The organism is Lachnoanaerobaculum orale (assembly GCF_003862485.1).
Taxonomy (GTDB): domain Bacteria; phylum Bacillota; class Clostridia; order Lachnospirales; family Lachnospiraceae; genus Lachnoanaerobaculum; species Lachnoanaerobaculum orale.
The window spans coordinates 1,560,625-1,573,280 of record NZ_RRCM01000001.1; the positions used below are offsets into that span (position 1 = coordinate 1,560,625).

At 38.7% G+C, this 12,656-nt stretch carries 14 protein-coding genes; all 14 read right to left on the reverse strand.

The annotated features are described in order from the left end of the window. Positions 1-480 precede the first annotated feature (480 nt). Complete coding sequence (locus EHW90_RS07385; RefSeq protein WP_060931695.1) at positions 481-1,296, reverse strand: RnfABCDGE type electron transport complex subunit B; 816 nt, start codon at positions 1,294-1,296, stop codon at positions 481-483. 10 nt (positions 1,297-1,306) lie between these two features. Beyond that, on the reverse strand, positions 1,307-1,885 hold the full coding sequence (rsxA, locus tag EHW90_RS07390) for an electron transport complex subunit RsxA (RefSeq protein WP_124952207.1): 579 nt from the start codon (positions 1,883-1,885) through the stop codon (positions 1,307-1,309). Next, positions 1,885-2,706 carry an electron transport complex subunit RsxE gene (gene rsxE / locus EHW90_RS07395; protein ID WP_009446382.1) on the reverse strand — a complete coding sequence of 274 codons (822 nt, stop codon included), beginning with the start codon at positions 2,704-2,706 and terminating at the stop codon, positions 1,885-1,887. The genes rsxA and rsxE overlap by 1 nt, the downstream gene beginning before the upstream one ends. Positions 2,707-2,715: 9 nt before the next feature. Beyond that, positions 2,716-3,327 (reverse strand): RnfABCDGE type electron transport complex subunit G, encoded by a 612-nt coding sequence (locus tag EHW90_RS07400; RefSeq protein ID WP_124952208.1) that lies wholly within the window; start codon positions 3,325-3,327, stop codon positions 2,716-2,718. Continuing rightward, positions 3,324-4,283, reverse strand: a complete 960-nt coding sequence (locus tag EHW90_RS07405) for an RnfABCDGE type electron transport complex subunit D (protein ID WP_124952209.1) — start codon at positions 4,281-4,283, stop codon at positions 3,324-3,326. Before EHW90_RS07405 ends, EHW90_RS07400 begins: the two co-directional genes overlap by 4 nt. Continuing rightward, entirely contained in the window at positions 4,283-5,629 is a 1,347-nt protein-coding gene (gene rsxC / locus EHW90_RS07410) for an electron transport complex subunit RsxC (RefSeq protein WP_060931698.1), read from the reverse strand. Before rsxC ends, EHW90_RS07405 begins: the two co-directional genes overlap by 1 nt. Before the next feature lie 458 nt (positions 5,630-6,087). Beyond that, on the reverse strand, positions 6,088-7,857 hold the full coding sequence (argS, locus tag EHW90_RS07415) for an arginine--tRNA ligase (RefSeq protein ID WP_124952210.1): 1,770 nt from the start codon (positions 7,855-7,857) through the stop codon (positions 6,088-6,090). Positions 7,858-7,957: 100 nt separating this feature from the next. After that, a complete protein-coding gene (gene efp / locus EHW90_RS07420; RefSeq protein WP_009446377.1) occupies positions 7,958-8,518 on the reverse strand; it encodes an elongation factor P in 561 nt (186 codons plus the stop codon). A gap of 75 nt (positions 8,519-8,593) precedes the next feature. After that, positions 8,594-9,034 carry a type II 3-dehydroquinate dehydratase gene (gene aroQ / locus EHW90_RS07425; RefSeq protein WP_060931700.1) on the reverse strand — a complete coding sequence of 147 codons (441 nt, stop codon included), beginning with the start codon at positions 9,032-9,034 and terminating at the stop codon, positions 8,594-8,596. Then, a complete protein-coding gene (aroE, locus tag EHW90_RS07430; protein WP_124952211.1) occupies positions 9,031-9,906 on the reverse strand; it encodes a shikimate dehydrogenase in 876 nt (291 codons plus the stop codon). The genes aroQ and aroE overlap by 4 nt, the downstream gene beginning before the upstream one ends. Further along, positions 9,899-10,420: a YqeG family HAD IIIA-type phosphatase gene (locus EHW90_RS07435; RefSeq protein ID WP_124952212.1), complete on the reverse strand. Its 522-nt coding sequence runs from the start codon at positions 10,418-10,420 to the stop codon at positions 9,899-9,901. The genes aroE and EHW90_RS07435 overlap by 8 nt, the downstream gene beginning before the upstream one ends. Further along, on the reverse strand, positions 10,417-10,869 hold the full coding sequence (gene nrdR, locus EHW90_RS07440) for a transcriptional regulator NrdR (protein ID WP_124952213.1): 453 nt from the start codon (positions 10,867-10,869) through the stop codon (positions 10,417-10,419). The genes EHW90_RS07435 and nrdR overlap by 4 nt, the downstream gene beginning before the upstream one ends. Positions 10,870-10,894: 25 nt before the next feature. Continuing rightward, positions 10,895-11,290, reverse strand: coding sequence for a DUF4190 domain-containing protein (locus EHW90_RS07445; protein ID WP_243113938.1), 396 nt, complete (start codon positions 11,288-11,290; stop codon positions 10,895-10,897). A gap of 11 nt (positions 11,291-11,301) precedes the next feature. Next, entirely contained in the window at positions 11,302-12,588 is a 1,287-nt protein-coding gene (locus EHW90_RS07450) for a galactokinase (protein ID WP_124952215.1), read from the reverse strand. Between the last annotated feature and the right edge of the window lie 68 nt (positions 12,589-12,656).

Below are 12,656 nucleotides of genomic sequence, written 5' to 3' on the forward strand. Positions count from 1 at the left end.
CTAATATTACTTATAGTTATACTTAACATTCCATTTTTCCTGAATATTTAACAGAAATATTTTGCTAAAATCTCTGTTTTTGTAACCTAAATTTTATATGAATCAAGCATCACTATTATTTATTTATAATTGTTTTTCTTAATTATTTTTTTATTTTATTTCCATATTATAGACACAATTATTCATTATATTATAAGAGCATTAGCGAATGGCTAATGCAGGTTTCAGAATTACTGGAACTACAAAGCTTTTTCATACTCATACCGGACAGTTTAACTGTCCGGCCCCCCTAAAAATGTTAAACCACCTTTTTCCCGGGTGGTTTTTTCTTGTATCGAATTTGAAACCGAGTTCCTTTATTGTTAGAAATGTAGCAATATTCTGAAAGTACTTTCAATAATCTATGTTTTAACAGTTCTTATAATCATATAAAAAGGAGCCTACTTTAAAGTAAGCCCCTCTCTTAAACTCATTATTAAATTACGCCGTCATTGCAAGCTTTCCGTCTACAACCTGAATGACCTTGGTCGGACACTTAGCCGCACATTTTCCGCAGTTTATACACTTGGAATAATCTATAAGCGCAACATTTCCGTTCATATGTATTGCATCGCTCTCACAAGCCTTTACACACATAGTACATGCGATACATCCTACCTCACATACTTCCTTAACGGCTTTACCCTTATCCTGTGAGTTACACTGTACGAATGTAAATGTCTCATAAGGTACAAGGTCGATAAGCTTCTTAGGACAGGCCTCAACACATTTGCCGCAGGCAACACATTTTTCTCTGTCTACAAGCGCAATACCGTCCACTATATGAATAGAATCAAACTCACAAGCCTTTACACATGAACCGAATCCCATGCAGCCGTAGCCGCAGGCCTTACCGCCCTGACCCGGTACATTCATAGCTGAATTACAGTCTGTAATACCGAAATATGTAAAGTTTTGCTTTGCCTTGTCACAAGTTCCCTTACATTTTACAAATGCAACCTCTTTTACGGCTTCACCTGCGCTTACACCCATAATCTCACCGATAACGGCCGCTACAGGAGGTCCGCCTACAGGACATTTGTTTACAGGGGCCTCTCCTGCCGCAATAGCCTTTGCAAGACCGTCGCAACCCGGATAACCGCAACCGCCACAGTTGTTTCCCGGCAATGCTTCTCTAACCGCTATCTCTTTTTCATCCACCTCTACTTTAAACTTCTCGCTGGCAACTCCAAGTAGGAGACCAATAAGAATACCGACTATACCGACTACAGCCGCAGCAATAATTACACCGTTCATATTTTTCCTCCTATTTTATAAGTCCTGAGAATCCTGTAAAGGCAATAGCCATAAGACCTGCAGTGATAAGAACAATAGGCATACCTGATACGGTGTGAGGAATATCATTGTGTTCAATCTTCTCTCTTACACCTGAAAGTAATACTATTGCCAAAGCAAAACCGCTGGCGGTACCTACACCATATACCAAGCTCTGTGCAAAATTGTACTCTTTTGCAACATTGTCAAGTGCCACACCGAGCACTGCACAGTTGGTTGTAATAAGAGGCAGGTATACACCCAGTGCCTCATAAAGTGAAGGCATATTTTTCTTTAATACCATCTCAACAAACTGTACCAAAGCCGCAATAACCAAGATAAATACGATAGTCTGCAAATATTCAAGATGCAGCGGTATCAAAATATGTGCATATATAAGACTTGCCGACATACTTGAAAGAGTGATAACGAATATAACCGCTGCACCCATACCTACAGAAGTCTCTGTCTTTTTCGATACACCGAGGAAAGGACACAGTCCCAAGAATCTGCTCAGCACTACGTTGTTTACGAGTGCCGCACTAATCAAAAGTAAAATCAGTTGAGTCATTATTTACCCTCCCCCGCATTTGCATTTTCTTTTGCGGCCTTTGCCTTAGCAAGAGCCTCTTCTTTTTTCTTCTTTGCTTCAAGTTCTTTCTTTTCAAGATCCTTATCAATAGTGATATGGTTTTCAAGCTTAGCCTCACCGAAGCAAGCCGCACAGTTACCTCCACATGCTATCTCGGATGTATTGCCTGTATTTGTAGCACTTGGAGCCTTGAAATGATTTTGTAATGCTGAAAGCAGCGCCAGTACAAAGAACGCACCCGGTGCAAGTACGAATATGGAAATTCTGTATCCGTCAGGGATAATTACTATACCGTTCGGGAATGATGCCGCCGGTAAAAATCCTTTTAAGAAAGTACCTCCGCCTATAAGCTCTCTCACGATTCCTATACATGAAAGTGAAATTGTGAATCCCAGCCCCATTCCAAGTCCGTCAAAGAATGAAGGGAGTGCAGGGTTCTTTGAAGCATAACTCTCTGCTCTACCAAGAATAATACAGTTAACAACTATAAGCGGTATATAGATACCAAGTGACTTATAAAGCGCAGGTGTATAGCCCTGCATTAAAAGCTGTACAACTGTAACCAAAGACGCAACGATAACTATAAACGCAGGGATTCTCACTCTGTCAGGTATTATATTTCTCATTGCGGATATAATTAAATTTGAAAACATTAAAACGGCTGTCGTAGAAAGTCCCATACCGACGGCATTTACAAATGATGTGGTAACTGCAAGTGTAGGACACATACCTAACATCAGAACAAAGGTAGGATTTTCTTTGAATATACCGTTATATAAACGCTCTAAAATCTTGTTCATATTTCCTCCTTATTCCAATATTGAATTAAAGTAAAGCGCTGCATTGACAGCATTTGTAACGGCACTGCTTGTGATGGTTGAACCGCTTATAGCAGCGATTTCATTGTCACCGCTTGCACTGCCCTTTACAAGCTTAAACTCTTTTGTATTTTTGTTTGCATACTGAGAGTAGAAATCTTTTTCTCCAGCTCTCATACCAAGTCCCGGTGTCTCAGCCAATGTAAGGAATGTAATTCCCACTACCGTACCGTCAGACTTAATACCTACCGAAAGCTGAACGGTACCGTTGTAACCGTCCTTTGATGTTGCGGTAATAACTCTTCCGACATTGTTTCCCGAGGCATCCTTTGCATCTACAACTTCATCAACAGTTACATGACCGAAGCCCTTACCTGATATTTCATCCGCAGTCTCTGCAATCTTTGATGTTTCGGCATCGCTTGCCTCAAAGTCCTTTGCCTCCGGGAATACCACTGCATAAGCTTCATTCTTTGCAGCCTTTGCAGCTGCCGCTATAGGTGCCTTTGTAATATCGTATACAAAGCCCAGTATAAGTCCTGAAATAAGGGTTATAGCAAATAAAATAATCGCATCTTTTATAAATCCTGATTGCTTTTTCATGCCTTCTTTGCCTCCCTTCCGAATGCCTTAGGTAATGTTGCTTTCTCAATCAAAGGTGCAACTATATTTCCGATAATGATTGCATATGAAACACCTTCCGCATTACCTCCGAAAAGTCTGAACAATCCTGTCAATATACCTATAAATATGGCGAAGTAAACCTGTCCCATCTTTGTTACCGGAGTACTTACATAGTCTGTTGCCATAAAGAACGCACCGAAGATAAGTCCACCGCCAAGTACATGATAAAGTACCGTTGTAGGATTGTGGTCACCGAAAATAAATACAAACACAGCTACTGTTGCAATGTATATAAGAGGTATTCTAAGTGAAATAACCTTTCTTACCACCAGATAGATTGCACCGATAAGAAGCGCAATTGTTGAAACCTCTCCTATTGTTCCCGGTATTCTGCCGAGGAAAATATTCAAAAGCTTGTACTGATCAAGCGCCTTCTCTATACCGTTTGCTCTTAAAAATCCGAGCGGTGTAGGTGTTGATGTTGAATCAAACTTCAGTGCTGTTGAGCTGAAGTTTGTCATAGCTCCGGCAAAAGATATAAGCATAAAGCATCTTGCTGCAAGTGCCGGATTCATAAAGTTCTGACCGAGTCCGCCGTAGAGCTGCTTTACAACTATTATTGCAAACACACCGCCAAGTATAGGCATCCACACAGGAATCTGCGGCGGCATATTGAGGGCTAATATAAGTCCTGTAACTACAGCTGAAAAATCTCCTATAGTTATCGGTTTATTCATAAATTTCTCATATAAGTATTCAGCAAGTACACATGAAAGAACTGTACATATAACAACTATAAGTGCAGAAATACCGAATTGAAAGCATCCGAAAGCCAATGTCGGAATCATTGCAATGCAGACATCCTTCATGATACCGGCGGTAGATGAATTGTCCCTTACATGAGGAGATGATGAAACATTAAATTTGCTTGCCATTATTTCCCCTCCTTCTTTGCTGCTGCAGCTCTTCTCTTTGCCGCTACAGCCTGACGCATATATTTAAATCCCTGTGTAAGCGGTCTCTTTGCCGGACATACATAGGCACATGAACCGCATTCCACACATTCCATACCGTTTAACTTCTCAAACCCTTCAGTATCGTCTGCAAGTGCCTTTTCCATCATAAGAACAGGAACAAGGAAGCTTGGACAAGCGTCAACACATCTTCCGCATTTGATACAAGGTGTCTCAGGATTATCCTCAACTTCATCATTTACAAATGTTGTTATGGAGGATGACGCCTTTGTAACAGGTATATCAAGTGTAAAGAGCGCCTGACCCATCATAGGTCCGCCTGAAAGAACTTTTCTCGGCTCTTTTTTGAATCCGCCTGCGGCCTCTATAAGCTCCTGATAGTTCATACCTGTTCTGACTTTAAAGTTCTGCGGTGTTGTAATCGCATCACCTGTTATTGTAACAATTCTTCTGATAAGAGGTGTAGACTCAACTACCGCATTATAAATAGATATAACGGTATCGGTATTGTCAACTATACATCCCACATCTGCAGGCAACTTGCTTGAGTTCAACTTTCTACCTGTGCAGGCATAGATAAGTGATCGCTCACCGCCTTGCGGATACTTTGTATAAAGCTCCACCACTTCTATCTTGGACTCGTTCTTTACAAGTTCTCTAAGTTTTTCAATAGCTTTAGGCTTATTGTTTTCAATTCCTATAATACCTTTTGCATTAGGGAAAAGCTGAAGTATAACCTTTAATCCTCCGACTATTTTTTCAGGTTCTTCCATCATAAGTCTGTAGTCACTTGTAAGATAAGGCTCACACTCCGCACCGTTTACAATAATATAATCAATCTCATTTTCATTCTTCGGTGAAAGCTTTACATGTGTAGGAAATCCTGCACCTCCAAGACCTACAATACCTGCCGCTTTCACTATGTTTCTGATTTCATCCTTGGAAAGCTTGGTGTAATCTCTTTTTTCTCCGAAACCTTCTATTGCACGGTACTCTTTATCATCTTCGATGATAACGGAATTCACCATTGAACCGTTAGCGACTCTTCTCGGCTCGATTTTTTTCACTTTTCCGGACACTGAGCTTACTACATTGGCTGAAATAAACCCTCCGGCCTCTGCAATGATTTGTCCGACCAGCACTTCATCTCCAACAGCCACCAAAGGTTTTGCAGGTGCACCGATATGTTGAACTAACGGAAAAACCATCTCGGTACCCTTTGGTTGTAGCACTGTTATAGGGTGTTCCATTGAAAGTTCCTTACCTTCATACGGATGCACACCACCAATAAATGTAGCTAATCCCATATTTTTCTCCTCTTCCTATCCGGGTAAAAAATGTAATTTAAAGCAATATACAAGTACATATAATGTCAACTCACAAGCAGATTACTAAAGCAAATCATAATCTCTTAAAACACAAATAAACCAAGAAGCCGCAAAAATTCTTAGTCATTCGGTATATCACCGTCAAAAGCATTTTATCACCCAAATTTTTCTTTATTATACCATATTTGTACAAACTTAAAGATGATTATTGAGTATTTATATTGCACTTTTTTGCATACATTGTGTAAAATTATATACCTTATGTATTTATTGCAAAATATTATGTAATATAAACCTATATATCATCTCTTTACTATACTACACTTAGTCTATAATTTTATACATATAATTTCAATCTAAATAAAAATAATATAGCAAAAATATTTTTTTGAAAACAAAAAACTACCGCCTTTGATTCCAAAAGCGATAGTTTTTTATTACATCTTATCAGGTGCTTCTATTCCAAGTAAGTTTATAGCTGTTTCAAGTATTTCCTTTGTTAACAGAATAGTTGCCAGATATCCCTTTTTCTTTTTCTCATCACTCTCTGTGAGTATCTTAATCTCATGATAGAATGAATTGAATGTGTTTGAAACCGAATATATAAACTGACATATTCTATGCGGTGCCAGTTCTTCCCATGCCGTCTTCATAACCTCATTGTACTGTGACAATTCCATATAAAGTTTCTTATGAATATCCTCTACAGGCACTGTCAAGTCATTAAGACTTATCTGTTGTGAACTGCTTTCATAGTACTTTTCCAATATAGACTTTATTCTGACTATTGTATATAGGATATAAGGTCCTGTATTTCCTTCAAATGAAGTAAATCTGTCAATATCGAATATATAGTCCTTTGCAGCCTGATTGCTGAGATCCGCATACTTTATAGCGGCAAGTCCTACAATCTTTGCGGTATTTCTTGCTTCCTCATCAGAGACATCTCGGCTTTGCTTTATCTTTGAAAAAACTTCGTCGGCAATATCATTTATAACAGCTTCCAGACGAACCACACCGCCGTCTCTGGTCTTTAGAGGCTTGCCGTCCTTACCGTTGATTGTACCGAAACCTATATACTTAAGCTCATGACTTTTCGGTACAATCCCTGCTATTCTTGCCACTCTGAAAAACTGTGTATAGTGAAGTTCCTGTCTCTTATCAGCTATATAGATATACTCATCCGGAGAGTAGAGTTTTTCTCTCTCCACAAGTGTACCCAGATCCGAGGTGGCATAGAGTGCCGCGCCGTCCGACTTTCTGATAATACATGGAGGCAATTCTTTCTTATCTCCCTCCACGCCTATATCAACTACAAGTGCACCCTCCGACACTCTTGCAATCTTTCTGTCTTCAAGATCCTTTATAAGATCGGGGATATACGGATCCGCGTCAGATTCGCCCTTCCAAAGGTCAAAATCTACAAGCAGTGAACCATAGTTTTTCTTCAAATCCTCTACCGACAAATCCATAATATGCTGCCATATGGCTCTATAAGGTTTGTATCCCTTTTGAAGCTCCAATGTAGCTTCCTGTGCCCTTTGCTTAAAGTTCTCGTCCGCCTTTGATTTTTTGGAAGCTGCAGGATATATCTCCTCAAGATCGTTCAATGTAAAAGGCGCCTCCTTAGGATACTCTCCGTCAAAGTCCTTCTTAAAATATACAAGCTCAGGATTTCTTTCTCTAAGCTCTTCTATTATAAGTCCCATCTGAAGGCCCCAGTCGCCCAGATGCACATCGGATATCACTTCATTTCCGAAGAATCTTCCCATTCTCTTTAGACACTCACCTATAATGGCCGAACGAAGATGCCCTATATGCAAAGGCTTTGCTACATTTGCACCGCCGTAGTCGATCATTATTTTCTTTGAAGGATTGTCATATTCCACTCCGTATTTTTCAGAGTTTGACATATCCTTAATGTACTTTTCTATAAAAGCGGCGCTTATATTTATATTGATAAATCCCGGCATAACAGCCTCTATTTTATCAAAGCTGTCACTTTCTTTTAAAAGTTCCGCAACTTCATTTGCAATATCAATAGGTTTTTTCTTAAACACCTTAGCAGCCGCCATTGCACCGTTACACTGATACTCACACAGGTCAGGTCTGTTTGAAATATTGACCTTACCGTAATTGTCGTCACCATACAATTTTGCAAAGGCGGATTTTAATTCATCTGAAATCAATTCTATAATTGTCTTCATACTTCTCCACTTTAATTTATGTTTTGTAAGCCTTTATAAAGGCCTTCGGACTTCAATGTTACAAAAAAGGACGGTCCTAAGACCGCCAAATACTAAATCATTAAACTCTTGATAGATACTCACCTGTTCTTGTATCAATCTTGATCTTATCACCAAGATTTACAAACAAAGGAACATATACGGTAGCACCTGTCTCAACTGTTGCAGGCTTTGTAGCTCCCTGTGCCGTATTTCCGGCAAATCCCGGCTCTGTATCTGTGATTTCCAACTCTACAAATAATGGCGGCTCTACTGAAAATACATTGCCATTGAATGAACAAATCTTGACCATCTCATTCTCTTTTACAAACTTAAGAGCATCTCCAACCTTGTCCTTGTTGAGTGCTATCTGGTCAAATGTCTCTACATTCATAAAGTTGTACATATCACCGTCTGAATACAGATACTGCATATCCGCTCTGTCAATTCTTGCCTGTGGGAATTTCTCAGTAGGTCGGAAAGTTCTCTCAACAACGCTACCTGTGATTACATTCTTAATCTTTGTACGAACGAATGCAGCTCCCTTTCCCGGCTTAACATGCTGAAACTCAAGAATCTGAAAAACCTGACCCGCCTCGATTTCCAATGTCAAACCGTTTTTAAAATCACCTGCTGAAACCATTTATATCTCCTCCTAAACTTTCATGCGATACTCACGATATTTTATAACAATTTTTAATTCAAATCAAGCTAAAATTTATCGCCCGGTAACATTCTTTACTATATATTCCATTGCCAAAGTATATCCGTCAAGCCCAAGTCCGGCTATCTGTCCGTTGCACACCGGCTGTGTAAGTGATTTATGCCTGAAATCCTCCCTGTCGGAGATATTGGATATATGGACTTCTACTTTTATACAGCCAAGACTTTCAAGTGCGTCTCTTATTGCCACACTTGTATGGGTAAATGCCGCAGGGTTTATTACAATACCTGCCACATCTTCAAAATATGCTTCTTGAAGCTTATCAACTATTGCACCCTCGTGATTGCTTTGAAAGCATTCCACTTCCACTTTAAGCTCTTTTGCCTTTTCTTCAATCATCTTCAGAAGATAATTGTAGTCCTTATTTCCATAGACTTCCTTGTTTCTGATACCGAGGAAGTTCATATTTACACCGTTTATTACCAAAATCTTCATTTCATTCTCTCTTTTAGCTTTTCAGTAAGTAAAACCTTCACCTTTTCAACTACGGACTGTCCCACCTTTACATCATTCCATATCTCAAAGCTTGCAACTCCCTGAAGTATAAGCATATCAAGCCCGTTGATGCATCTTTTATTTGCTTTAAGCATATTTTTGATAAATAAAGTCTCAAAAGGAATATATATTAAATCAATTCCGCAGTCACATTTTTCATAGAATCCTGCATCATCTATTATGCACTCGTCAATTTTCGGGTACATACCTACATTGGTGGTCTGAAACACAAAATAATCGTTATGCTCCAAAATTTCCAAATTTCGTTTAAGTTCATCCAATGACACTACAGATATATTTTTAAAAGTATCGCAGACCTCTTTTTTTAGTTCATTTGCTCTTTCGACATTTCTGTTTATGATGGTGACAGACTTTGCACCTTCTTCTATTGCCAGATAGAGTGCAGCCTTTGCAGCACCGCCTGCACCGAGAAGTATCACATTTTTGCCTTTGATACTCATCCCGTTATTTTTTATACTGTGCTTTAATCCGAGGATATCTGTGTTATAGCCCTTATATCCGCTCTCTACTTTTTTCAGAGTGTTTACGGCTCCTATTTTTTTTGCTCTTTCATCTATATCGCTTACTATATCAAGCATATCTTTTTTGAAAGGAATCGTTACATTAAATCCCTTTATTCCAAGAAAATAAGCTCCTTCTATTGCAGCTTTTATATTATCAGTCACATGAAATGCCACGTAGCCCATATCAATATTCATCTCTTTTGCCAAAGCGTTTTGTAAAAGAGGTGACAGGCTGTGCTCTATCGGATTGCCTACTATACCGTATACACTTGTACTTGCACTAATCATTGCTTCTTCCTTTTTCTAAAGCTCTTTTATAAAAGAACAATACAATTCTTTCAAGGTATCTTTTCAAAACTATCTGTATCTCCTCTTTAGGACTTATAGGGTCCACCAGTATGGAATACACTCCGGCACTGTTTGCTCCCCAGATATCAGTAAAAATCTGATCTCCGATAAAAACTGTCTGAGTATCCTTTACTTCAAGCAGCTCCATCGCCTTTATATATCCTCTTTTTGAAGGCTTATTTGCCTTATAAATATACTCTGAATTTACCGCCTTCGCAAACGGAAGCACCCTTTTTTCTTTATTATTTGATATAAGGCAGGTCTTAAAGCCTATATCTCTCAAGTTTTTGAAAAAAGCGACATTTGAACCGTCTGCCCTTGTCCCATGTGTGGTCAAAGTATTGTCTATATCAAAAAGTATTGCTCGAAACCCCCTGTTATACAACCCCCTGTAGTCTATATCGTATATATCTTTTTTATACAATCTCGGAAAAAGTTTATTCATAAATATCATTTCTTTAAAAGCTTTGTAATTTCATCCATAAAAGTACTTACATCCTTAAATTCTCTGTATACGGACGCAAACCTTACATAGGCCACCTCATCAAGATCCTTCAATTGTTCCATCACAAGTTCACCTATCGTCCTTGTAGGTATTTCACTGACTTCCATCGCATATATTTGATTTTCTATCTCATCAACGGTCTTTTTAATTTCAGCTGTGGATACAGGCCTCTTATGACAACTTTGTATAATTCCTGCTTCTATCTTCGACCTGTCAAAGTTTTCTCTGGACTCATCTTTTTTTATTACCATAAGAGGTATTGTCTCAAGCTTTTCATATGTGGTAAATCTCTTATTGCAGCTTTCGCACTGCCTTCTTCTCTTTATTGAAGAGTTGTCGTCGGCAGGGCGTGAGTCTATAACCTTTGTATCCTGTGCTTGGCAAAATGGGCATTTCATACGCTAATACGCTATCCTTTATATTTTAAAATTCGTTAAGTCCTTCACTTCCTTTGTAGTCAAAAACACCGTCGTCATATTCGTAAGGTAAGTTTTTGTAATAATCGTCATAGTCAAGCGAATCGTTATCATAATCAAAGTAGTCAAATACACTGTCATGATTATAGTAATTTCTGTCTGAATCAGGTGAATTTAAAACTGCGATAATAATAAATACCGCGGATATTATAGAAAGTATAAATCCGATTATTGAAAGTATCAAACCTATTATAGCCTTTGCATCCGCTTCGTTACCGTTTCTTGTGGACAGTACAAACAGTACCACTCCTGCTATTCCAAGCGGAAATCCTACACACATACAACATAGTACACAGCTTAGTATTCCCACTATCAAACATGCTACCGAATATTGCTTTTCCAATATTTTCCTCCTTAAATAAAATCATTCAGGCAAATAGACCCGTAAGGTCTTATCTTCATCTTATAAGAAGAACCCTCGCCTAAGAATCCGTCCATATATGCAACATACTCGTCACTGTACTCTTCAGGTACCATTGCCATTATTACTCCTGCAAAACCTCCGCCATGTACTCTGGTTGCACCTACATTTTTATCCTTCAAAAATCTCTCTGAAAGTGCAAGTGCCACAGTGATGCCCTGTTCGTTCGGTGCGGCATTTGTATACACATTCTGAAGATACTTCCATGACGAATTGCCGCTTTCGGTTATATTTTTCAAGAATGTATCAAAGTCATTATGTGCAAGTGCATTCACCTGCGCCTCCACTCTCTTGTTCTCATCAAAGAAATGTATGCTCCTTAACACCGCTCTGTCATTTGCATACTCTCTTATCTGTGGCAAATTGTTGTAGAATTCCCCTTCATCCACCTCAGACAGTGTATTTTTACCGAAGTACTCAGCCACCTTCTTCATCTCTGAAGGTATGGATGAGTAATCTGCAGAAAGGTCGGCATGTCCTCTTCCTGTTTGAACTATAATAAGATCATGCTTTGCAGCTGAAAAATCAAAATCTATCTCCGTAACTTTCGGCATATCCGGATTTTTAAAGTCGATACTTATCAGTCCGCCGTATGCACAACACATCTGGTCCAAAAGTCCGCTTGCCTTATCCCAATAGTGATTCTCGGCATACTTTCCTATATATGCATAATCCGTCTTTGAGAGTTTCCCGTCATTGAACAGTGTATTTATTATCTGGCATATAAGAGTCTCAAACGCTGCAGATGAGCTTACACCTGCACTTGAAATAACATTACTTGTGATATATGCGTCAAATCCGCCTATATTGGCATTTCTTTCTATGAAGCCCGCCAAAATACCCTTAAGTAACTCCGTAGTTCCTACCTTTTCCACTCCCGGTTTTATATCGTTTATATCTATACTGAACTTTTGTGAAAATGACTCACTCACAATATTTACAATATTTGAACCGTTATCCGCCGCGGCCGCTATACAGTCAAGGTTTATACTTCCTCCAAGCACTTTACCGTTGTTGTGATCCGTATGATTTCCTGAAATCTCCGTTCTTCCGGTAGATGAGAACAGTTTAACATCTTTTTCACCGAATTCTCTTACAAATCCTTGTAAAACATCTTCATATCTCTTTAAATTATCCTTAACTCCTACCTTGGTATATAATTTTTCCAATAAATCCTGCCCTTTATTTTCCAGTGCAGCCTTTGTATCAAGTATATTCATAAAATCCTCGCTATATATTAGTAAAACAAGCTCTAAATAACTTCATGTTTTCTAAAATTAGTTTATCA

Bases quoted from the DNA above. Each gene is read 5' to 3' on its own strand.
- argS (WP_124952210.1), bottom strand. From the start codon at position 7,857: ATGAAGACAATTATAGAATTGATTTCAGATGAATTAAAATCCGCCTTT.
- aroQ (WP_060931700.1), bottom strand. From the start codon at position 9,034: ATGAAGATTTTGGTAATAAACGGTGTAAATATGAACTTCCTCGGTATC.
- EHW90_RS07450 (WP_124952215.1), bottom strand. From the start codon at position 12,588: ATGAATATACTTGATACAAAGGCTGCACTGGAAAATAAAGGGCAGGAT.
- rsxC (WP_060931698.1), bottom strand. From the start codon at position 5,629: ATGGGATTAGCTACATTTATTGGTGGTGTGCATCCGTATGAAGGTAAG.
- EHW90_RS07385 (WP_060931695.1), bottom strand. From the start codon at position 1,296: ATGAACGGTGTAATTATTGCTGCGGCTGTAGTCGGTATAGTCGGTATT.
- EHW90_RS07400 (WP_124952208.1), bottom strand. From the start codon at position 3,327: ATGAAAAAGCAATCAGGATTTATAAAAGATGCGATTATTTTATTTGCT.
- EHW90_RS07435 (WP_124952212.1), bottom strand. From the start codon at position 10,420: ATGATATTTATGAATAAACTTTTTCCGAGATTGTATAAAAAAGATATA.
- rsxE (WP_009446382.1), bottom strand. From the start codon at position 2,706: ATGAACAAGATTTTAGAGCGTTTATATAACGGTATATTCAAAGAAAAT.
- EHW90_RS07405 (WP_124952209.1), bottom strand. From the start codon at position 4,283: ATGGCAAGCAAATTTAATGTTTCATCATCTCCTCATGTAAGGGACAAT.
- aroE (WP_124952211.1), bottom strand. From the start codon at position 9,906: ATGATTAGTGCAAGTACAAGTGTATACGGTATAGTAGGCAATCCGATA.
- nrdR (WP_124952213.1), bottom strand. From the start codon at position 10,869: ATGAAATGCCCATTTTGCCAAGCACAGGATACAAAGGTTATAGACTCA.
- efp (WP_009446377.1), bottom strand. From the start codon at position 8,518: ATGGTTTCAGCAGGTGATTTTAAAAACGGTTTGACATTGGAAATCGAG.
- rsxA (WP_124952207.1), bottom strand. From the start codon at position 1,885: ATGACTCAACTGATTTTACTTTTGATTAGTGCGGCACTCGTAAACAAC.